16 protein-coding genes and 1 pseudogene are annotated in these 21,594 nt (G+C 67.4%); 6 read left to right on the top strand and 11 right to left on the bottom strand.

What is annotated here, in order from left to right; all coding sequences use genetic code 11:
• Nucleotides 1-108: 108 nt before the first annotated feature.
• Nucleotides 109-1,212 carry a S1C family serine protease gene (locus GR303_RS03795; RefSeq protein WP_161721327.1) on the top strand — a complete coding sequence of 368 codons (1,104 nt, stop codon included), beginning with the start codon at nucleotides 109-111 and terminating at the stop codon, nucleotides 1,210-1,212.
• A gap of 100 nt (nucleotides 1,213-1,312) precedes the next feature.
• Nucleotides 1,313-1,750 carry a ribosome hibernation-promoting factor, HPF/YfiA family gene (gene hpf / locus GR303_RS03790; RefSeq protein WP_161721328.1) on the top strand — a complete coding sequence of 146 codons (438 nt, stop codon included), beginning with the start codon at nucleotides 1,313-1,315 and terminating at the stop codon, nucleotides 1,748-1,750.
• Nucleotides 1,751-1,877: 127 nt separating this feature from the next.
• Here the strand turns inward: hpf and clpB are convergent, their stop codons facing one another.
• Nucleotides 1,878-4,499 carry an ATP-dependent chaperone ClpB gene (gene clpB / locus GR303_RS03785; protein ID WP_161721329.1) on the bottom strand — a complete coding sequence of 874 codons (2,622 nt, stop codon included), beginning with the start codon at nucleotides 4,497-4,499 and terminating at the stop codon, nucleotides 1,878-1,880.
• Between the two features lie 179 nt (nucleotides 4,500-4,678).
• On the opposite strand from clpB, the gene GR303_RS03780 reads away from it, so the two are divergent.
• The 3 genes and pseudogenes from GR303_RS03780 (at nucleotide 4,679) to GR303_RS03770 (ending at nucleotide 6,278) form a co-directional block, all read left to right on the top strand.
• Nucleotides 4,679-5,002: a hypothetical protein gene (locus GR303_RS03780; protein ID WP_161721330.1), complete on the top strand. Its 324-nt coding sequence runs from the start codon at nucleotides 4,679-4,681 to the stop codon at nucleotides 5,000-5,002.
• Between the two features lie 6 nt (nucleotides 5,003-5,008).
• Nucleotides 5,009-5,278 (top strand): hypothetical protein, encoded by a 270-nt coding sequence (locus GR303_RS03775; RefSeq protein WP_161721331.1) that lies wholly within the window; start codon nucleotides 5,009-5,011, stop codon nucleotides 5,276-5,278.
• Between the two features lie 240 nt (nucleotides 5,279-5,518).
• A pseudogene (locus GR303_RS03770) lies at nucleotides 5,519-6,278 on the top strand (MOSC domain-containing protein).
• 73 nt (nucleotides 6,279-6,351) lie between these two features.
• Here the strand turns inward: GR303_RS03770 and GR303_RS25105 are convergent.
• From GR303_RS25105 to GR303_RS03735, 7 genes are all read right to left on the bottom strand, one after another.
• A complete protein-coding gene (locus GR303_RS25105) occupies nucleotides 6,352-10,920 on the bottom strand; it encodes a beta strand repeat-containing protein (protein ID WP_161721332.1) in 4,569 nt (1,522 codons plus the stop codon).
• 145 nt (nucleotides 10,921-11,065) lie between these two features.
• Nucleotides 11,066-11,953, bottom strand: coding sequence for a DUF4167 domain-containing protein (locus GR303_RS03760; protein ID WP_201751885.1), 888 nt, complete (start codon nucleotides 11,951-11,953; stop codon nucleotides 11,066-11,068).
• 381 nt (nucleotides 11,954-12,334) lie between these two features.
• A complete protein-coding gene (prmC, locus tag GR303_RS03755; protein WP_161721334.1) occupies nucleotides 12,335-13,183 on the bottom strand; it encodes a peptide chain release factor N(5)-glutamine methyltransferase in 849 nt (282 codons plus the stop codon).
• Entirely contained in the window at nucleotides 13,180-13,593 is a 414-nt protein-coding gene (fosX, locus tag GR303_RS03750) for a FosX/FosE/FosI family fosfomycin resistance hydrolase (protein WP_161721335.1), read from the bottom strand. The genes prmC and fosX overlap by 4 nt, the downstream gene beginning before the upstream one ends.
• Nucleotides 13,590-14,678: a peptide chain release factor 1 gene (gene prfA / locus GR303_RS03745; protein WP_161721336.1), complete on the bottom strand. Its 1,089-nt coding sequence runs from the start codon at nucleotides 14,676-14,678 to the stop codon at nucleotides 13,590-13,592. Before prfA ends, fosX begins: the two co-directional genes overlap by 4 nt.
• The gene (gene ptsP, locus GR303_RS03740) at nucleotides 14,678-16,945 is read right to left on the bottom strand and encodes a phosphoenolpyruvate--protein phosphotransferase (protein ID WP_161721337.1); all 2,268 of its coding nucleotides are present in this window, start codon (nucleotides 16,943-16,945) and stop codon (nucleotides 14,678-14,680) included. The genes prfA and ptsP overlap by 1 nt, the downstream gene beginning before the upstream one ends.
• 88 nt (nucleotides 16,946-17,033) lie before the next feature.
• On the bottom strand, nucleotides 17,034-18,272 hold the full coding sequence (locus GR303_RS03735) for an aspartate kinase (RefSeq protein ID WP_161721338.1): 1,239 nt from the start codon (nucleotides 18,270-18,272) through the stop codon (nucleotides 17,034-17,036).
• A 268-nt stretch (nucleotides 18,273-18,540) separates the two neighbouring features.
• Between GR303_RS03735 and ubiG the strand changes: the two genes are divergently transcribed.
• Nucleotides 18,541-19,269: a bifunctional 2-polyprenyl-6-hydroxyphenol methylase/3-demethylubiquinol 3-O-methyltransferase UbiG gene (gene ubiG, locus GR303_RS03730; RefSeq protein WP_161721339.1), complete on the top strand. Its 729-nt coding sequence runs from the start codon at nucleotides 18,541-18,543 to the stop codon at nucleotides 19,267-19,269.
• Here ubiG and nhaA read toward each other — a convergent pair.
• The 3 genes from nhaA to GR303_RS03715 all read right to left on the bottom strand — a co-directional run bounded on the left by nhaA (nucleotide 19,238) and on the right by GR303_RS03715 (nucleotide 21,585).
• Nucleotides 19,238-20,458, bottom strand: coding sequence for a Na+/H+ antiporter NhaA (gene nhaA / locus GR303_RS03725; RefSeq protein ID WP_161721340.1), 1,221 nt, complete (start codon nucleotides 20,456-20,458; stop codon nucleotides 19,238-19,240). The two genes, ubiG and nhaA, sit on opposite strands and share 32 nt — an antisense overlap.
• A gap of 105 nt (nucleotides 20,459-20,563) precedes the next feature.
• Complete coding sequence (locus tag GR303_RS03720) at nucleotides 20,564-21,085, bottom strand: metallophosphoesterase family protein (protein ID WP_161721341.1); 522 nt, start codon at nucleotides 21,083-21,085, stop codon at nucleotides 20,564-20,566.
• Between the two features lie 53 nt (nucleotides 21,086-21,138).
• Nucleotides 21,139-21,585, bottom strand: a complete 447-nt coding sequence (locus GR303_RS03715; RefSeq protein WP_161721342.1) for a DUF1178 family protein — start codon at nucleotides 21,583-21,585, stop codon at nucleotides 21,139-21,141.
• Nucleotides 21,586-21,594 lie beyond the last annotated feature (9 nt).

Below are 21,594 nucleotides of genomic sequence, written 5' to 3'. Positions count from 1 at the left end.
AACAAGCCCATGGCGGGCGAGGGGTTCCTCGCGCGGCCTCGCGTTTCGGGTTGAACTTCCGTCAAGCGTGTCCGTTGTGAGAGGGCTTGAGCAGATGCGGGAGGAAGGATGCAGGAACGGGCAACACGAATCATCATGCTGGTCGTGGCGGTGCTGCTCGCGATCCTGGTGCTGCAGCCCTATGTGAACTCCTACCTCTATTCCGCCAGGGAGCCGCGGCCCGTCGCGGCGCGCGGAGATCTGGCCGAGTTCGAACGCACGACGATCCGCCTCTTCGAGACGGTGGCGCCCTCCGTGGTGCAGGTCGTCGCCCTGCAGGGGCGCGGGCCTGCCGGCCGAGAGCCGGCGGGTTCCGGCACCGGCTTCGTCTGGGATGCGGCCGGCCACGTGGTCACCAACGAGCATGTGGTGGAGAACGGCTCCGCCTTCGCCGTGCGCCTCGCCTCGGGGGAGGTGCTGCCCGCGGAGGTGGTGGGCCGAGCGCCGAACTACGATCTTGCCGTCCTGCGGCTGCAGCGCCGGGCCGGGCTGCCCGCGCCCGTGAGCGTGGGCAGCTCCGCCGACCTGAAGGTGGGGCAGGCGGCCTTTGCCATCGGCAATCCGTTCGGGCTCGACCAGTCGCTGACCACCGGCATCATCAGCGCCCTCAAGCGCCGCCTGCCCACGAGCGGCGGGCGCGAGATCGCCGACGTCATCCAGACCGACGCGGCGATCAACCCGGGCAATTCCGGCGGCCCGCTGCTCGATTCCGCCGGGCGCCTGATCGGCGTCAACACGGCGATCTACTCGCCCTCCGGCACCAGCGCCGGCATCGGCTTCGCCATTCCCGTCGACGTGGTCAACCGCGTGGTGCCCGAGCTCATCCGCACCGGCCGCGTGCCGACGCCGGGGATCGGGATCCTGGCCGGCGACGAGACGCTCAACGCCCAGCTCGGCCTGACGGGCGTCATCGTGGCCGGTGTCGTGCCGGGCTCGCCGGCGGATCGGGCCGGCCTGCGCGGCGTCGATGCGCGGGCGGGCGTCATCGGCGACGTGATCGTGGGGGTGGACGATGCGCCCGTGCGGCGCCTGTCGGATCTGACGGACAGGCTCGAGAGGGTCGGCGTCGGCAAGACGGTCTCGCTCACCGTCGTCCGGAACAACCGCCGGGAGACCATCGACGTGGCTGTCGTGGATGTGGGAGAGCAGGGGCCGGGCAGCCGCAGGCCCTGAAGAAAATACAACCTTGGCAGGACCGGTTTTGTTTCATCACGGGCGAAACCTTCTTGCAGGCCGGTCGTTAGCCCTCGAACCTTCACCCAAGGAGGAGCGAATGAGTCTCGAAGGCGCCGACAACATCCTGGTGCAAAGCTCGACCGTCGATCTCGGCGAGAACTTCCCCGAATATGCCAAATCCAGCATCCAGAAGGTCTCCGGAAAGTATTTCGGGCGGTTGAGCATGGCATCCGTGCATGTCACGCGGGAGGGCATTACCTACCGCTGCACGGTGAACATGCAGATGGGCGCGCTCAAGATGATGAGCGGGGAGGCGAAGGACAAGGATCTCTACACGGCTTTCCGCGCTGCGCTGCAGAAGACGGCGAAGCAGCTGCGCCGTTCCAAGCGCGAGCTGCGCGACGACAAGGGCGAGCGCATCGACAAGGACATGCTCCTGCGCGAGGGCGCCACGCCGCGCCGCACGGAACGGCAGAACCGGGGCGCAGCCGGGGCTGCCAACGACGAGGGCGATTACGGCGTCGCGGCGGAGTAGGCGCGCATCACTCTTCCTCATCATCGCCGGCCTTGTGCCGGTGATCCCGATCAAGAAGAGCACTGCGCCTTATTGAATCGAGATGGCCGGGAACGAGCCCGGCCATTTTGGTTTCTGAGACTGCGCTTTAATTCAGCCGCACGCCCTGTGGCGGGCGCTCCGTGCCGCTGACGGTCACGTCGCCGATCATCAGGCCCATGGGGCCTGCATGCACCGGCACGGTCTCGCCGTCCTTGATCTCGCCGGAGAGGATGAGCTCCGCCAGCGGGTCCTGCACGTGCTTCTGGATCACGCGCTTGAGGGGCCGCGCGCCATAGGCCGGATCGTAGCCCTTCTGGCTAAGCCAGTTGCGGGCGTCCTCGTCGAGCTGCAGCGTGATCTTGCGATCGGCCAAGAGCTTCTGCAGGCGGCCGAGCTGGATGTCGACGATGGCGCCCATCTCCGAGCGCTTCAGCCGGTGGAACAGGATGATCTCGTCCACGCGGTTGAGGAACTCGGGCCTGAAGTGCTGGCGCACCACCGCCATCACCTCGTCGCGCACCTCGTCGGTGTCATGGCCTTCCGCCTGGTTCACCAGATACTCGGCGCCGAGATTCGACGTCATGATGATGAGCGTGTTGCGGAAATCCACGGTGCGGCCCTGCCCGTCCGTGAGGCGTCCGTCGTCGAGCACCTGCAAGAGGACGTTGAACACGTCCGGATGCGCCTTCTCGATCTCGTCGAACAAAACCACCTGGTAGGGCCTGCGGCGGACGGCTTCGGTGAGCGCGCCGCCCTCCTCGTAGCCCACATAGCCGGGAGGCGCGCCGATGAGCCGGGCGACCGAGTGCTTCTCCATGTATTCCGACATGTCGAGGCGCACGAGCGCGGTCTCGTCGTCGAACAGGAAGGCCGCCAAAGCCTTGGTGAGCTCCGTCTTGCCCACGCCCGTGGGGCCGAGGAACATGAACGAGCCGATGGGCCGGTTCGGGTCCTGCAGGCCCGCACGCGCACGGCGCACGGCGGTCGAGACGGCTTCCACCGCCTCGCGCTGGCCGACGACGCGCTTTGAGAGATCCTGCTCCATGTGCAGGAGCTTCTCGCGCTCGCCTTCCAGCATCTTGTCGACGGGCACGCCGGTCCAGCGGGAGACGACGCCGGCCACGTGGTCGGGCGTCACGGCCTCCTCCATCAACCCGCCGCCATCGGCGTGGGCCTCGACGTCCGCAAGCTGCTTCTCCAGCCCCGGAATGACGCCGTAGGAGAGCTCGCCGGCCTTGGCCCAGTCGCCGTTGCGCTGCGCGGTAGCCAGCTGGTTGCGGGCCTCGTCGAGCTTCTTCTTCAGCTCCGCGGCGGTGCCGAGCTTGTCCTTCTCCGCCTTCCAGCGCGCGGTGATGGCGGCCGACTGCTCCTCGAGCTCCGCCAGCTCCTTGGTCAGGCGCTCGAGACGGTCCTTCGAGGCGGCATCGGTCTCCTTCTTCAGGGCCTCCTGCTCGATCTTCAGGCGCACGATCTCGCGGTCGATGTTGTCGAGCTCCTCCGGTTTCGAGTCGACCTGCATGCGCAGGCGCGAGGCGGCCTCGTCCACGAGGTCGATGGCCTTGTCCGGCAGGAAGCGGTCGGTGATGTAGCGGTTCGACAGCGTCGCCGCAGCCACGAGCGCGCTGTCGGTGATGCGCACGCCGTGATGCTGCTCGTACTTCTCCTTCAGGCCGCGCAGAATCGACACGGTGTCCTCCACCGTGGGCTCGCTCACGAAGACCGGCTGGAAGCGACGGGCCAGAGCCGCGTCCTTCTCCACGTGCTTGCGGTACTCGTCGAGAGTGGTCGCGCCGACGCAGTGCAGCTCGCCGCGGGCAAGCGCGGGCTTGAGCAGGTTCGACGCATCCATGGCGCCATCGGCCTTGCCGGCGCCGACCAGAGTATGCATCTCGTCGATGAACAGGATGATGCCGCCCTCGGCCGACGTCACTTCGCTGAGCACGGCCTTCAGCCGCTCCTCGAACTCGCCGCGGTACTTCGCACCGGCGATCAGCGCGCCCATGTCGAGCGCCAGCAACTGCTTGTCCTTGAGGGACTCCGGCACGTCGCCGTTGACGATGCGCAGCGCCAGACCTTCCACGATGGCGGTCTTGCCCACGCCGGGCTCGCCGATGAGCACCGGGTTGTTCTTCGTGCGCCGCGACAGCACCTGGATCGTGCGGCGGATCTCCTCGTCGCGGCCGATCACCGGATCGAGCTTGCCGTCGCGGGCAGCTTCCGTGAGGTCGCGGGCATATTTCTTGAGCGCATCATAGGCGTTCTCCGCCGTCGCGTTGTCGGCGGTGCGGCCCTTGCGCAGGGCATTGATGGCGGTGTTCAGGCCCTGGGCGGTCACGCCGGCCTGCGCGAGAATCCGGCCCGCCTCGCTGTCCTTCTCGACGGCGAGCGCCAGCAGCATCCGCTCGACGGTGACGAACGAATCGCCTGCCTTCTCCGCGGCCTTCTCGGCGGTGTCGAAGAAGCGCATCAGGTCGCGGGTGGCCTGGGGCTGCGCGGCGGAGCCCGACACCTTCGGCTGCTTGGCAAGCCATTGCTCGACCGCCGCATGGGCGTCGCGGGAGCGCCCTCCCGCCCGGTCGATGAGACCGGCGCAGAGGCCTTCCGGATCGTCCAGCAGAACCTTTAAGACGTGGCCCGGCGAGAGCTGCGGATGGCCTTCGCGCATGGCAAGATTCTGCGCCGCCTGAACGAAGCCCCGGGCACGCTCGGTGTATTTTTCGAAATTCATCGATCATCCCTCCTCAGGTCAGCCCGCCCTCTTGGAGGCACAGGCCGACCCTGCGATGTCGGACCCTCTGCGATGAGGCATCCGCTGGGGTTAAGGTGGTGTGTCCATTTCGTCACAACAAGAGGGGGAACCGGCTCGCGATGCTGGCATTGACCCAGCAACGATTTGAGGAGGTTCCCATGACACGCGACCCGCGTTCGGAAGCCGAGAAAGCCCGTGCCGACCTAGCCCGCAACGCGGAGCTTGGCCTTGCGGTGCCGGAGAGCCCGGCCGAGCAGCAGCCCTCGGTCACGCCGGAGACCTTCGGCGACACCACCGAGAACGGGCGGATCATCCGGGACGATAAAGGACCGGCGGCCAACAAGGCCGACCGGGACATCGGCGATTCCACCGGCACCATCGCCACCTCGCGCGACACCCCGCAGTCGCGCCGGAACGTCCAATCCCCACCGACCCACCGCAGCGACGAGGAGGACGGCGTCCTCTCGCGCGCCAAGGAGTAAGACACCATGGCTCTTTTCGATTTCTTCGCCCGCTTCAGCCCGTCCAAGCGCAAGGCCGAGAAGGCGCGCCAGGAGCTGATGGCCAATGCCGAGAAGGCCCTGCGCATGAAGCAGGAGGCCGGGCCCCAGACCAACATTCCCGAGCACCAGACCGCCCATGAGGGCATGCAGAAGGACCCGCACATGGTGGAGTTCGACCGCTCCAGCGGCCGCGAAGCCGGCTTCACGCCCCAGCTGAAGCGCTCCAAGGTCGCCCGCTCGGGGGATGCTTCGTAGGGTTTCGGATTGCGCCCGAGACGAAAGCCCCGCTGCTTCGGCGGGGCTTTTTGTTTGTGCTCGACGCCTGTCCTGAGACCGGGCACGACTCCACATCCCTTCCTCGTCACCGACGGGCGTGTCCCGGCTATCATGACCGGAAAGCGCGGCGCTCTGCAGAAGCGAGATCGCCGGCACAAGGCCGGTGATGACGTGAGAGGATCCCTTGTCCGGCCTCCTCACGCCCGCTATCGCTAGTCCATGACCATCCGCATCGCCTCCCTCCAGCGCTATCCCGTCAAGGGCCTCTCGCCCGAGACCCTGTCCTCCGCAGCCCTCGCGAAAGGCGACTATTTTCCCGGCGACCGGCTGTTCGCGATCGAGAACGGGCCGGCCGGGTTCGAGCCGGAGAACCCGCAGCATCAGCCCAAGATCAAGTTCCTGATGCTCATGAGGAACGAAGGCCTGGCACGGCTCAGGACCCGCTATGTGGACTCCATCACCACCCTCTTCGTCGAGGAGGGCGGCCGGGAGGTGGCCCGCGGCGATCTCTCGACGCCGGAGGGGCGGCTCGCCATCGAGGCGTTCTTCCGCCGCTTCATGCCCAAGGAGCTGCGCGGCCCGCCGAAGGTGCTCACCGCCCCGGCCGGCTTCCGCTTCACCGATTCCCGGCGCGGCTTCGTCTCCCTCATCAACCTGGCGAGCGTGCGGGAGCTGGAGAACGTGGTCGGCGCCCCGGTCGATCCCCTGCGCTTTCGCGGAGTTCGACCTCGTCGGCAAGGTGCTGACCGCGCCCTCGGGCCTGCGCCTGAAGGTGACGAAGCGCATCGAGCGCTGCGCCGCCACCAACGTGGACCCGGGCACCGGCCTGCGCGACCTGCAGATCCCCAGGAGCCTCATGGAAGCCTATGGGCATGTCGATTGCGGCATCTATGCGGAGGTGGTGGCGAGCGGCACCATCGGCGAAGGCGAGCACCTGAGCGTCGAAGCCCCGGCGCAGGGGACCCTGCCCTTCGCCTGACAGACGTGCCGGATGGAGGTGGTACCGCTCGCATGGGCGGGCCGCGGTCGCCGTTTCCCCGCAAGGCAGGCGCCTACAGGAGGATGTTCACCCCGGCGCTCCAGACCACGCCCGTTCCAACCTGAAGCTTGAAGTTCGCCTGCCCCAGCGTGCTGGCGGCACCGACATAGGCGTAGAGGGTGCCGTTGGCCGTGTCGTAGTACAGGCGTCCCGCCTCGAGCCGCGCGAGCGCCGTGGTGCCGAGGGCCGTCACCCCGGTGAAAGCGTCGTCGGAGCCGCCCAGGAGGGCATCGATCCGCGAGAGGTCCAGCAGATCCGCGGTCGTGTTGTCGTTGCCTCCCGCGACCGACCAGTCGAAGTCGGTGATGACCTCGGATCCATCGAAAGACGCATCGCCGAACGAAGTGAGAATGAAGACGTCGGACCCCAGCCAGCCTGACAGGATATCCGAATCTAAGCCCCCGGTGAGGGTATCGGATCCGGTTCCGCCGTCGAGGGTGTCGCGGCCGCCGCCGCCGGTCAGGACGTCCTCCTCTCCATTGCCGTAGAGCAGGTCGTTGCCCTCGCCGCCGTCGAGCGTGTCGGCTCCGGGATCGCCGATGAGCTCGTCGTTGCCCTCGCCGCCGATCAGGCTGTCGTCGCCCGCCTCGCCGGCCAGGAGGTCGTCGCCCCTGCCGCCCTCCAGCGTGTCGTTGCCGCCAAGGCCGAACAGACGGTCGTTCCCATCCATCCCGAGCAGCCGGTTGCCCCAGGAGCCGTCGTCGCCCCAAATGCTGTCGCCCTCTTGGCTCCCCCTCACGCCCTCGATTCCCCTAAGCGTGTCCTGGCCCCGCCCGCCCGTGCGGTCGCTATCCTGAACCTCGAATCGCAGGTCGATGAAGATCGAGGAGCCGGTGATGTAGTCCGCGTAGTCGTAACCGCCATTGCCCTCCAGAATGTCGTTGCCGTAGCCTCCGTTGAGGTAGTTGTCGGCGTCGTCTCCGATGAGCGTGTCGTTGAAATTGCTGCCTTCGAGACCCTCGATGCCCTCGAAGGTGTCGGGACCTCCAGTCATCCTCACGGTCACGCCCGCTCCCGCATTGCGATAGCTCGCGATGTCCAGTCCCTCCCCGCCACGGAGCGTGTCGGCCCCGTCGTTTCCTTCGAGGTAGTCGTCCCCGGCGTCGCCCTGAAGGACGTCGTCGCCCTCGCCGCCGCTGAGCGTGTCGTCGAGGATGCCGCCGCTGAGGCTGTCGTTCCCTTCGCCGCCGAAGAGCTGGTCGCGCCCAAAGCTTCCGTCGAGGGTGTCGGCGCCGCCCTCGCCGTGCAGGGTGTCGTTTCCAGAGCTGCCGGTGATGACGTTGTCGAGACCGTTGCCCCGGCCTGTGGCTGTGTTCACGAGGATCAGGTTCTCGATATTGGCGCCGAGCGTGTAGGAGTGCCAGCCGGTCCGAACCGTGTCGATGCCCTCATCGGCGAGCTCGATCAGAATCTCATTGCCGCTGGAGACGATGAAGGTGTCGTCGCCCCTACCGCCCTGGAGCGTGTTGTTCTGGTCCGATTGTACCCCGCCGCCACCGTAGAGGGTGTCGTTGCCCGCGCCGCCAAGAAGAGTGTCTTCGCCGTCGCCGCCCTTGAGGGTGTCGTCGCCCTCACCGCCATCAATGATGTCGTTTTCGCCGCCGCCGTCGAGGGTGTCGTTGTCGCCGCCGCCGTCGAGGGTGTCCCTTCCGTCGCTGCCGGTTAGGCTGTCATTGCCTGCGCCGCCCATGAGGCTATGGTGGCCGTATGAGCTTTCGAGGAGGTCGTCGCCGTCGCCGCCGACGAGGGTATCGTAGCCCGTGCCGCCATAGAGCGTGTCGTTGCCGTCGCCTCCCGCGAGGCTGTCGTTGCCGTCGGCGCCTTCGAGATAATCCCCGCCTGCGCCGCCCCGGAGGGTGTCGTTCCCTGTGCCGCCCTGGAGAGTGTCGTTGCCATCGTCACCGTCGAGGGTGTTGTGGGATGCATTGCCGGTGATGATGTTATCGAGCGCGTTGCCCGTGCCGTCGAGGGCTGCGCCGAGGAGCACGAGATTCTCGACATGGGGCGTGAGCGTGTAGTCGATGTAGGCGTGAACTGCGTCGACGCCGTCGTTCGCGAGCTCGACCACCGTGTCGTTGAGGTGGTCGACGATGAAGGTGTCGTCGTCGCTGCCGCCCTGGAGCGTGTCGTCGCCGCCATCGCCGTAGAGGACGTCGTTGCCTGCGCCCCCGTGGAGGACATCGTTGCCGAAGCCGCTGTCGAGGGTGTCGTTCCCTTCGCCGCCCATGAGGCTGACGCTGCCCCATCCCTCGTAAAGGAGCTTGTCGTTGCCCATGCCGCCATCGAGGGTGTCGCCGTCTGCGGTGCTGTCGAGCAGGTCGTCTCCTTCACCACCCATGAGACTGTCGGCGCCCGCGCCGCCCCACAGCGTGTCGTTGCCCGCACCACCCTCCAGGGTGTCGGCGCCGGCCTCGCCCGATAGCGCGTTGTTGGACTCATTGCCGGTGATCCGGTTGGCAAGTGCGTTGCCTGTACCAACCGATGCTCCGCCCAGGAGAACGAGGTTCTCGATCTCCGCGCCGAGGGTGTAGTCGAGCGAAGCCCGCGCCGTATCGGTTCCCTCTCCGGCGATTTCGACCAAAGTCTCGCTGCCGCTGGAGACGATGAAGGTGTCGTCGCCGATACCGCCGACAAGCGAGTCGCTGCCGATGCTGCCGGCGAGGGTGTCGTCACCAGCGCCACCCTCAAGCGTATCGTTGCCCTCGCCGCCCGAGAGGCTGTTGCCGCGGTCGTTGCCGGTGATGAGGTTGTCGAGCGCGTTCCCCATGCCGGCCACGGCGTTGCCGACGAGAATGAGATGCTCGACATTCAAGCCGAGCACGTAATCGGCGCCAGCCTTGACCGTATCATAGCCGGCTTGCTCGCCCTGCATCTCGACGATCACGTCGCCCGCATTGTCGACGTGGTAGACGTCGTCATGATCCCCGCCCGCGAGCGTATCGGCGCCTGCCCCGCCATCCAGGGTGTCCTTGCCGTTGCCGCCGGCGAGGCCGTTGTCGAGAGCGTTCCCGGTGAGCGTGTTGTCGAGGGCGTTTCCGGTGCCGTTCACGGCGGTGCCGACGAGAATCAGGCATTCCACATTGTCGCCGAGACCGTAATCGGCCAAGGCTTGAACACTGTCGTACCCGGCGCCTGCGGTCTCCTGGATCCGATCGTCCGCGCTGTCGACGCGATAGAGGTCGTCGCCTGCCCCGCCCTCGAGCGTGTCGTCTCCGGCTCCGCCATCGAGGGTGTCATGCCCCTTTGCGCCGATCAGGCTGTTGTTGAAGCGGTTGCCCGTGATCGCGTTGTCGAGATCGTTTCCGGTGCCCGTACCGGCAGTCCCGATCAGCACGAGATTCTCGATGTGATCGCCGAGCGTGTGGTCGAACGCAGCCCGCACCGTGTCCGCGCCGCCGCCTGCGGCTTCGACGATCACGTCGCCGGCCTCCTCGGCGACGTAAGTGTCGTTGCCGGCCCCGCCATTGAGGGTGTCGGCGCCGCCTCTGCCGTCCAGGAGGTTGTCGCCGTCCGTGCCGGTGATGATGTTGGCCAGGGCATTGCCGGTTCCGGCGACGGCACGGCCCGTGAGCACGAGGCGCTCCACATGATCCGCCAGCGCGATGCCGGTCGAGGACCAGACCGTGTCGGTGCCCGCTCCGGCTTCCTCCATCACCCTGTCGAAGACATCGTCGACGAAGTATGTGTCGTCGCCCGCCCCGCCCGCCAGGGTGTCCGCCCCCGCCTCGCCGTCCAGCCGGTCGTTGCCGGCGCCGCCCTCGATGATGTCGTTGTCCGCATCCCCGTCGAGCGCGTCGTTGCCGTCCCCGCCCAGGAGCCAGTCCGCACCGGTGCCGCCGAGCATCGTGTCGTGGCCCGCCCCGCCCTCAAGGGTGTCGTGGCCCGCTGCCCCCACGAGATGGTTGTCTCCGGCATTGCCTGTGATCCGGTTGGCCAGATCGTTGCCGGTGCCGGATGTGGCGATGCCCACGAGCACAAGGTTCTCGACATGAGCGCCAAGCGTGAAGCTCACCGAGGCTTGCACGGTGTCGAGACCTTCGTTCGCCTTCTCCGTCACCCGGTCGCCGGCATGGTCGACGATGTAGGTGTCGTCGCCCTTGGCCCCGGCGAGCCGGTCGGTGCCGCCCTTGCCGTCGAGGATGTTGTTGCCGTTGTTGCCGGTGATGGTGTTGGCGAGGCTGTTGCCCGTGCCCCTCAGCCCTGAGCGGCCGGCGAGGGTCAGGTTCTCCACCTGGGCGCCCAGCGTCCAGCTCACGGAGGCCTTGACCAGATCGGTGCCGCCCCTTGCCTTCTCCGTCACCCGGTCGCCCGTGTTGTCGACGATGTAGGTGTCGTTGCCGGCCCCACCCGTCATGCGGTCGCGGCCCTTGCGGCCGTCGAGCAGGTCGTTGCCGGCAAGCCCCGAGAGAACGTCGTTGGCGGAGGTCCCAAACAGCCGGTCGGCCCGCGGGGTGCCGACCAGGCTGGCGCTCGCGGGGGCGAGGGTGCTGCTGTCCTCCCGGGCGCTCAGGGCCTCGACCGGGTCCGGCTTGCGGGTCTTCACCCTGGAGGAAACGATAAAGACGGGTTTGAGCGAGGTCATGGCCGGTCCCCGGCGAGGAGATTTGGCCGCTAGCCTATCTGTTTCGATATTAAGTATCAATTAGCTTCCGCAGGCCGTGCAGCCGGCGTCAAAAAAGGGGAGAGCACAGGCTCTCCCCTTTTGCATCTGGCGCGGTCGACCCGCCTTACTCGGCGGCTGGGGTCTCCACCGGATCCGGCGCGAAGCCGGCATTGTCGCCATTGGCCTCGATCATCTCCTGGCGGGTGCGGCGGCGGCGGCGCGGACGGGCTGCGGCCTCGTCGTTGGCGGCCTCCTGCACCACCGGCTGAGCCTCGTCCTCGGAAACCGAGGGGACGGGCGCCGGAGCGCGGACCGGGTTGGTGAGGAACGCCGGCAGGGTGGCCTGCTCGGGCCCATCGGCCTCCTCGCGCCGGCGGTCGCGCTGGAAGCGCTCGCGCCGGTCGCCGCGATCCGGGCGGTCCCCGCGGTCCTGGCGGTCGAAGCGCGGCTGGCGCTCGCCGCCCTCGGAGGGCTGCTCGTCGCGCTGGAAGTCCTGACGCGGGCCGCGGTCGCGCTGGAAGCGGTCACGGCGGTCGTTGCGCTCCTGCCGGTCGCCGCGATCGGGGCGCTCCCCGCGCTCGGGACGGTCTCCGCGATCCTGGCGCTCGCCGCGGTCGAAGCGCGGCTGGCGCTCGCCCCGGTTCTCGTAGGGCTGCGGCTGGGTGCCGAAATCGCCTTCCTCGCCGTTGCCGAACTCGGAGCGCTCGCCCTGGGCGAAGCCCTCGTCCTCGGCGCCTTCCTCGTCGAACGGGCGCTGCTGGTAGCCGTACTGCTCGCGCAGCTGCTCCTGGGCGGCGGCGATGATGCGGAAATAGTGCTCGGCGTGCTGGAAGTAGTTTTCCGCCGCGACGGGATCGCCGCTGGAGAGCGCATCCCGGGCCAACTGGCTGTATTTCTCGGCGATATGCTGAGCCGTCCCGCGGATCTTCACGTCCGGGCCGTTCGACTCATAGCTCTTGGTCAAGGGGTTGGGGCCCTTGTTGTTGTTGCGGTTGTTGTTACGACCGCGCATACGCCTGTTCTGTCCTGGTCTCATTTTCGCTTTACGAGCCTCGCTGGTTCTTCAAGCCCACGCGATATGCAAGCCAATATTCACCGAACGGGCTCAACGCCCACCGTTCGCGTGGCAACCGTCTGACGTCAGCCGCTGCCCTTCCAGGCTTGGCTATCCTTCAGTGTCGGGTTCTGGTGATCGCGCCAGGCCGTTCCGTTTCAAAAGCCCCTGCCTGCGCGATGGATATCGTTTGGTCTTCCGGCATGCCCCCAAGGAGCTGCCGATTTGTTTAGACCGAGGACGATCTCTGCCCTGGAATCTAGCGGGTTCCTCTCGGTCCAACAAGGGCTAAATCCGACTTTATCCCGCCCTGGGACAAGAAAGCCCGAAACCCGGCCATCAAGGCCGCCTCATGGCGACGCAGCGCGGGTTCCCTGATAGATCGTGGGCAACCCGCAGGACTTCAAGCCCGCAGCGCCCGGCCAAGCTTCGTAAATCGTCGTCCTGGTCGTAGCCGATCTCGACCGCGAGCAGCCCTCCGGGCAGGAGCAGCCGCCCGGCCTCCTGCAGGAGGATCCGGTAGGGCTCGAGCCCGTCAGGGCCCCCGTCGAGGGCAAGCCGCGGGTCGTGCTCCCGGACCTCCGGGTCCAGGGTCGGGATCACCGTGGAGGCGATGTAGGGCGGGTTCGAGACGATGAGGTCGAACGGGCCGGAGACCGCGTCGGCCCAGCGGGACAGGGCGAAATGGCAGCGGTCGCCGACCCCGTTGCCATCCGCATTGGCACGAGCTGTCACGAGGGCGCCAAAGGACAGGTCGACCCCAAGGCCCGTGGCGTTCGGTCTCTCATGGAGGAGGGCCACCAGGATGCAGCCCGAGCCGGTGCCGAAATCGACGATCCTGAGGGGCGCCTGCCGGTCCGGGAGCAGGTCCAGGACGGTCTCGACCAGGGTTTCGGTGTCCGGCCTGGGCACCAGGGTTTCGGAGGACAGGCGGAAGGGAAGGCCCCAGAACTCCCGCTCGCCGACGATCCTTGCCACCGGCTCGTGGCTCAGGCGTCGGCTTTCATAGGAGGCGAGGGTGGCGGCCTGTTCTGGGGTGAGGGCAATGCCGGGTTGGGTGATGAGTTCGGTGGCAGGGACTTTGAGCGCCGCCTGAAGCAGCAACCGGGCGTCCAGGGCCGCGGTTTCGAACCCGGCCTCGGCAAGGGTCCGGCGCAGTTCCCGCAGGGCCTCGGCACGGGTCTTCAAGGATTTCGGCCCTGCCGGTAGCGTTCCAGCCGCTCCTCGAGGGTGCCGGTGTGCAGCTCGAACAGGTGATTGTCGTCGTCGTAGAAATAGAGCGAATGGCCCTCGCCCTCGACCCGGGGGCGCGATTCGCGGAACTCCAGCCCCAGGGCCTCGATCCGCTGCCGGTACTCGTCAATGGCGGCTGCCGGGATCTTGAAGGCGATATGGTTGTAGGTTCGGCTGGGGAGGCTCTCGCCCTCCATCACGGCAATCCAGAGCCCGCCCACGTCGAAGAACTTTTCGCGGGAGAGGGAGAATGTGTCGTCTCCGGACGAGTAGATCTCCCGGCCGCCGAGGGCCCCCTCGACGATGGCGGCCATGCGGTTCAGGTCGCGGGTAACGAGCGTGATGTGGCTGAGGCCCTCGATCATGCCGCCTGGTCCTGGGCGGCGAGCTGGGCGGCCTGATGCTCCGTCACGAGGGCGTCGATCAGCTCGTCCAGGGCATTGCCGGCCATCACCTCCTCGAGCTTGTAGAGGGTGAGGTTGATCCGGTGATCGGTCACGCGCGCCTGCGGGAAGTTGTAGGTGCGGATGCGCTCGGAGCGGTCGCCGGAGCCCACCTGCGCCTTGCGGTCGGCGGCGCGGGCGGCGTCCTTGGCGGTGCGCTCCGCGTCGTAGAGGCGGGCGCGGAGCAGGGCCAGGGCGCGGGCACGGTTCTTGTGCTGGGAGCGCTCGTCCTGCACGAACACCACCATGCCGGTGGGGATATGGGTGATGCGGATCGCCGATTCGGTCTTGTTCACGTGCTGGCCGCCCGCTCCCTGAGCCCGCATGGTGTCGATCTTCAGGTCCGCATCGTTGATGACGATGTCCACGTCCTCCGCCTCCGGCAGCACCGCGACGGTGGCGGCGGAGGTGTGGATGCGTCCCTGGGTCTCCGTGGCCGGCACGCGCTGGACGCGGTGGACCCCGCTCTCGAACTTGAGCCGGGCGAACACGCCGCGTCCCTTGATCTCCACCACCACTTCCTTGTAGCCGCCGGCCGTTCCCTCGCTCTCGGAGACGATATCGGTCTTCCAGCCCTTCAGGTCGGCGTAGCGGGTGTACATGCGCAGCAGGTCGCCGGCGAAGAGGGCGGCCTCGTCGCCGCCGGTGCCGGCGCGGATTTCGAGGATGGCGCTCTTCTCGTCCGCCTCGTCCTTGGGCAGCAGCATCACGCGCAGGTCCTGCGCCGCCTTCTCCAGGTCTTCCCGGGCCTGGGGCAGCTCGTCCTCGGCGAGCGAGCGCATCTCGGAATCCGTCGAAGGATCCTCGATCAGGGCCTGGAGGCCCTTCAGGTTGTCCTCCATCGCCCGATAGGCGCGGATGGCCTCCACCACCCCGTCGAGTTCGGCGAGCTCGCGGGAGAGGGAAACGAAGGTTTCCGGGTCGGGCCCGGCATTGAGCGTCGCCGTGATGATGTCATGGCGGGCGAGGATGGCGTTCAGGCGATCAGAGGGAGGCGCAATCGACATTAGACGGGAATACCATGGGTTTCCGCAAAGTGGGCCAGCTTCGGGCGCAGCGTTTCGCCGCCCCCGGCATGCTTCAGTTCCTCGCGGATCAGGGCGCTGACTTCGGCGACGTTCATCTCCAGCAGCATGGCCTTCACCGGGCCGATGGCGGCAGGCGACATGGAGAGCGAGCGGAAGCCGAGACCGATCAGGGCCATGGCCTCGAGGGGCTTCCCACCGATTTCGCCGCACACGGTCGCCTGGCAGCCGGCGGCCTGAGCGTGCTCCGCCACCATGCACAGGGCGCGCAGCATGGGTGCGCTCAGGGGATCGAAGCGATCCGCCACGCGCCGGTTCTCGCGGTCGATGGCGAAGAGGAACTGCATGAGGTCGTTGGTGCCCAGCGAGATGAAGTCGGCGCTCTCGCAGATCTCCTTGAGCTGGAACAGGAGGGAGGGCACCTCCAGCATGACCCCGAGCTTGAGGTCGCGGGGCAGGGGATGGCCGTGATTGGCCAGGTGCTTCTTCTCCCGCTCCACGAGGAGCTTGGCGCGCTCGAACTCGTCGCAGGTCGCCACCATCGGGAACATGATCTTCAGGGCCCGTCCGGCGGCCGCCTTGAGCAGCGCGCGAACCTGCGCGCGCAGGAGGCCCGGGCGGTCGAGGCCGATGCGGATGGCGCGCCAGCCGAGGGCCGGGTTCTCCTCCTCGACGGCCTGCATGTAGGGCAGGATCTTGTCGCCGCCGATGTCGAGGGTGCGGAAGGTGACGGGCCGGTCGCCGGCCTCCGCGAAAACGGTGCTGTAGAGCGCCTGCTGCTCGGAGGCCGAGGGCATGCGCTCGGCGATCATGAACTGCAGCTCGGTGCGGAAGAGCCCGACGCCCGCAGCGCCCGTCTCGGCCAGATGCGGCAGGTCGACCACCAGGCCGGCATTGAGCTGAAGGGCGATCTCGACCCCGTCCTTGGTGACGGAGGGCACGTCGCGCAGCTTGAGGTACTGCTCCTGCCGCCGGGCCCGGAGCCGCGCCTTCTCCGCATAGGCCGCCTCGACGTCCGGATTGGGCCGGATCTGGACCTCGCCGGCCGCCCCGTCGACGATGATGGCATCGCCGGGCTCCGTCAGGGAGGTCGCGTTCGACACCTCGCCGACCGCCGGGATGCCCAGCGCCCGGGCCACGATGGCGATGTGGCTCGTCGGGCCGCCCTCTTCGAGGACGAGGCCGCGCAGGCGCGAGCGGTCGTAGTCGAGCAGCGCCGCCGGGCCCATGGAGCGGGCCACGATGATGGCGTTCTCGGGAAGGTTCTCGCGCTCGATCACGAAGTCCCGCCCCACGAGGCGGTGGAGCAGGCGGTTGGCGAGGTCGTCGAGGTCGTGCAGGCGCTCGCGCAGGTACGGGTCCGTCTGGCGCAGCATGCGGGCGCGGTTGTCGGACTGAACCCGCTCCACGGCGGCTTCGGCGGTCAGGCCGGAGGTCACCGCCTCGCGCATGCGCCTGAGCCAGCCCTGGTCGTGGGCGAACATGCGGAAGGTTTCCAGAACCTCCCGGTGCTCGCCGTGATGGGCCACGTCGCCGCGCTCGATGAGCTCGTCGATGGACAGGCGCACCTCGGCGATGGCCGTGTCCAGCCGCTTGAGCTCCGCGTCCACGTTCTCGGCGATCAGGTTCTTCACCACCACCCGGGGCTCGTGGAGCACCACGTAGCCCAGCCCCACGCCGTCGGCGAGGGAGACACCCTTCTGGTAGACCGGGCGGCGGAGCGCGATGCCCGTCTCCACCGGGGCCAGGGCCTGCAGCTCGCCCGTGGCGAGCATCTCCGCCACCACCATGGCGGTGGTCTGCAGGGCCTCGACCTCCTCCTCGGTGTAGGCGCGGTAGGTGCGGTTCTGGACGACGAGGACGCCGAGCGTGTTGCCGGCCCGCAGCAGCGGGACGCCGAGGAAGGCGTGATAGATCTCCTCGCCCGTTTCGGGCTTGTAGGAGAAGGCCGGGTGGCTCTGGGCGTCCGAAAGGGCGAGGGGCTCGGCGGTCGAGGCGATCAGGCCGACAAGGCCCTCGCCGGCGCGCATGGTGGTGAGGTGGACGGCCTCCCGGTTCAGGCCCTCGGTGGCGAAGAGCTCGAGCACGCCGTCGCCGCGCATGACGTAGACGGAGCACACCTCCGCCACCATGTTCGCGGCGATCTGGATGACGATCTTGTCGAGGCGGTCCTGCGCCCCCACCGGCTCCGCCATGATCTCGCGGAGGCGGCGCAGCAGTAGGCGCGGACCGCCGGGAGCGCTTGGCATGAGCTTATCAGTTCCCGTCCTTCAAGGGCCGGCAGGCGGACCGGCGGCTAACATGGCGAATGTCGCAGCCCGACCGATCCCTCGTCAATCAGGCTTGATCAAGGCCGTATAGCGAGTGGAGCGTGCGAACCGCAAGCTCCGTATAAGCCGATTCGATCAGCACGGAGAATTTAATCTCAGAAGTGGTGATCGCCCGGATGTTGATGCCCTTGTCCGCCAAGGCTTTGAAGGCCCGAGCCGCCACGCCCGCATGGCTGCGCATGCCCACGCCGATGGCCGAGACCTTCACCACGTCGGTGGCGCCCTGGAGGTCCTGGAAGCGGATCTCGTCCTTGTGGGCGTTCAGGATCGCGCAGGCGCGCTCGTAATCGGCCGTGGGCACGGTGAAGGTGAGGTCCGTGGTGGCGGCGTTGTCGGACACCACCTGGATGATCATGTCCACGTTGATGTTGGCCTCGGCCAGGGGCACGAAAATCGAGGCGGCGATGCCCGGCTTGTCTGCAATGTCCCGCAGCGTGATCTGGGCTTCGTCGCGCGAATAGGCGATGCCCGTGACAACCTGCTGTTCCATGATGTCTTCCTCGTCGCAGATGAGGGTGCCGAGCTTGGGATCGGCGGGATCGTCGAAGCTGGAGCGCACGTAGGTGGGCACGCGGTGCATCATGGCGAGCTCGACCGAGCGGACCTGGAGCACCTTGGCCCCCAGCGAGGCCATTTCCAGCATTTCCTCGTAGGACACCTTATCCAGACGCCGCGCCTTGGGCACGATGCGCGGATCGGTGGTGTAGACGCCGTCGACATCCGTGTAGATGTCGCAGCGCTCGGCCTGGATCGCGGCGGCGAGCGCCACGGCGCTGGTGTCCGAGCCGCCGCGGCCCAGCGTCGTGATGCGGCCCGTGGGCTGGTGGACGCCCTGGAAGCCGGAGACGACGGCGATCTCCTTGGAATCGGTGAAGCCCTTGATGATCCCGGTGCCGTCGATGGCGGCGATGCGGGCCGAGCCATGGGCGTCCGAGGTCATGATGGGGATCTGCCAGCCCTGCCAGGAGCGGGCCTTGAACCCCATTTCCTGCAGCGCGATGGCCAGAAGACCGGAGGTCACCTGCTCGCCGGAGGCCACGACCACGTCGTATTCCTTCGGGTCGTAGAGGGCGGAGGCTTCCTTCACCCAGCCGACGAGCTCGTTGGTCTTGCCGGCCATGGCGGAGACCACCACAGCCACGTCGTAGCCGGCCTCGACCTCGCGTTTGACGTGCCGCGCCACGTTGCGGATGCGCTCTACGGTGGCGACGGAGGTTCCGCCGAACTTCATGACGAGACGGGGCATGGACGAGAGAAGCCGTGATGGGACAGGTGAACTTTGCCCCTTCGCACCGCGAAAAGGCGCGTATACATGACGGTAGGGCCGCGCCCTGTCAACGCGCGTTTTCCATCCCCTTGCGGGGAGGGATGAAGGGTGGGGGTCGTAAAGCCAAGTGCTTCGTCTTATGAGGAGACGCAAGGCAAATGCCGTGCTCTTTCTCGGTGGCATACCACCCGGTCGCACCATCCCTACCCCTCCCCGCAAGGGGGAGGGCATCTCTGCGGAGGATCTCATGACCACCATCGACCCGGCCGAGGTCGCCCGCTTCGAGCGGATCGCCGAGACCTGGTGGGATCCGAAAGGGCCCATGAAGGTCCTGCACAAGTTCAACCCGGTGCGCCTCGCCTATATCCGCGACGAGGCCTGCCGCCGCTTCGGGCGCGACCCGCGCTCCGCCCGCTCCCTGGAGGGGATCACCATCCTGGACGTGGGCTGCGGCGGCGGCGTGCTGTCGGAGCCGCTGGCCCGCCTGGGCGCCCGGGTGACGGGCCTCGATCCCGCCCCCACCAACATCTCCGTCGGCCGGCTCCATGCGGAGCGCGCAGGGGTGAGCGTCGACTACCGCAGCGAGACCGTCGAGGCCGTGGTCGCCCGGGGGGAGGCTTTCGACATGGTGCTCGCCATGGAAGTGGTGGAGCACGTGGCCGACCGGCAGGCCTTCGTGAGGGCCTGCGTCCAGGCCGTGAAGCCCGGCGGATCGCTTGCCATGGCGACGATCAACCGGACCCTGCGCTCGTTCGCCTCCGCCATCGTCGGCGCCGAATACATCCTGGGCTGGCTGCCCAAGGGCACCCACGAATGGGACAGGTTCGTCACGCCCGAGGAGCTCACCGCCGACATCGAGGCGGCAGGCTTCCGGGTCGATGATCTCAGGGGCGTGACGTACAATCCCTTAAGGGACAGCTGGTCCCTGTCCCGCGATACGGGCGTCAATTATATGCTGCTGGCCTCGAAGGCTTGAGCGGCCGCTCCCGTGGCGCGACGCTGAGCACCAGATAGCCTGCCAGCGCCGAGAGGGCCGAGCCCATGAGCACGCCGATCTTGGTGGCATCCCCCAACTCCGGCTGACCCGGGAAGGCGAGCGCCCCGATGAACAGGCTCATGGTGAAGCCGATGCCGCACAAGAGGGCAACGCCGTAGCACTGCGCGCGCGTCGCACCGGCCGGGACATCGGCCAGGCCGAGCCGGATGGCGGCATAGGAAAAGGCATAGACGCCCGCCTGCTTGCCGATGAACAGGCCCATGGCGATGCCCAGCGGCAGGGGGCTCAGGATGGCGTCGAGGGAGAGGCCGGAGAGGGACACGCCCGCATTGGCGAGACCGAAGATCGGAATGACCGCATAGGCGACAGGGCGGTGAAGCGCATGCTCCAGGCGGTGCAGGGGTGCGTCCTCCGCGCGGGTTTTCTTCGGGTCCGCCTGGAGCGGGATGGTGAGCGCGAGGGCCACGCCCGCGAGGGTGGCGTGGATGCCCGATTTCAGCATGAAGAACCAGAGCAGCCCGCCCACCGCGAGATAGGGCAGGAGCGACACGATCCCGAAGCGGTTGAAGGCGACGAGCACGGCGAGGCACAGGGCGGCTGCGCCCAGCATCAGCAGCGACAGGTCGCTCGTGTAGAACAGGGCGATGATGACGATCGCGCCGAGATCGTCCAGGATCGCCAGCGCCGTGAGGAAGATCGTGAGGGATTTCGGCACCCTCGGCCCAAGGATCGCCAGCACGCCGAGGGCGAAGGCGATGTCGGTGGCGGCCGGGATCGCCCAGCCGGGGCGGAGATGAGGCTCGTTCCAGGTGATCGCGAGATAGACGAGCGCCGGCACGACCATGCCGCCGAAGGCCGCAATGCCGGGCAGCATGCGCCGGGGCCAGGTGGAGAGCTGACCGTCGAGCATCTCGCGCTTGATCTCGAGGCCCACCAGCAGGAAGAACACGGCCATGAGCCCGTCATTGATCCAGTGCAGGACGCTCAGGCCCAGGACATAGGTCTCCAGCAGGCCGAAATAGGCGCCGGACAGGGGCGAGTTGGCGATCGCGAGGGCGATCACCGTCACGCCCATGAGGATCATGCCGCCCGATGCTTCGCTGTCGAGGAAGCGGCGCATCAGCGAGATGCGTCGCTTGGGCTTCACATCGCTTTTCGGCAGATCCATCCGTGACTCCTTTTTCAACCCCAACCGGCCCTGGGGCCAATGGTTCGGATAAAGCGGTCGCGAATGCTCCCGTCCAATGACAAAACCAGGAGCAACTCTGCCGGATCAGGCCGTCCTGGCAGCCAAGCGCCGGCGTCTTGTGCCGAGCACAGTCTCGAGCGTGACGGGCCGGTAATCCCAGGCGTCCACGCCCACATCGTACTGCCTGGTCTGGGGCTTGAGCTTGCCGTGCGAATGGCCATGCAGGTCGATCCAGCCGCGGCCCATGTTCTTCCAGGTGCGGAAGGCGTAGTGGCACATCACGACCGCATGGCCGTCGACCATCAGTTCAGCATAGGCCTGCACGCTGTGCCAGCCTTTGGCGGCAAGGGTTGCCGCGCCATCATTGTTGCCGGTGATCAGATGCTTGCGGCCGTTGAGTAGCCCCAGCAGCTCGTCGATCCGCTCCGGACGTGCATGCAAGGCGAAATCGCCCAGATGCCAGATTTCGTCGTCGGGCGAGACGGTGGCATTCCAGTTGGCGATGAGCGCCTCGTCGTGCTCCGGGACCGACTTGAACGGGCGCTTGTCGATGCGCAGCACCCGGGGATCGCCGAAGTGGGTGTCGCTGGTGAAGAAAACCGCCAAGGAAAGCCCCGTCTCGATTCAGCCCGCTGGGGCGTAATCCTGAAGCGCGACGGCTAGTTCCGATCATCCGGCACGACGGGCAGAGGAAGCACGTCGATGCCCTCTTCCAGGAGCGCGCGGGCCTCCGCTGGATCCGCCTCGCCGTAGATCGAGCGCTCCTCCGTCTCGCCATAATGCATCCTGCGGGCTTCCTCGACGAAGTCCTTGCCCACGTTCTCGGCGTTCTTCATCACGTGCTCGCGCAGAGCCCTCAAGGCGGCGCGCAGCTCGCGCTCCCGTTCCGAGAGAACTGCCACAGGCTGAGCGTCCGGGGCCGAGGTCTTGGGGGCCCTGTCGGTGCGTGCGATCGATGGCGCCATGATCTGCTTCTCCACCTTCGCGGAGTTGCAGTACGGGCATGTCACGAAGCCGCGCTTGCGCTGCGTCTCGAACGCCTCGCTTGAGGGAAACCAGCTCTCGAACTCGTGGGCCTGCTCGCAGGCCAGGGCGTACTTGATCATGTCCTCGTG

This window comes from Microvirga arsenatis (assembly GCF_009910705.1).
Taxonomy (GTDB): Bacteria; Pseudomonadota; Alphaproteobacteria; order Rhizobiales; family Beijerinckiaceae; genus Microvirga; species Microvirga arsenatis.
The sequence above is the reverse complement of the archived record's forward strand: the minus strand, read 5'-3'. Positions and strand labels throughout refer to the sequence as shown.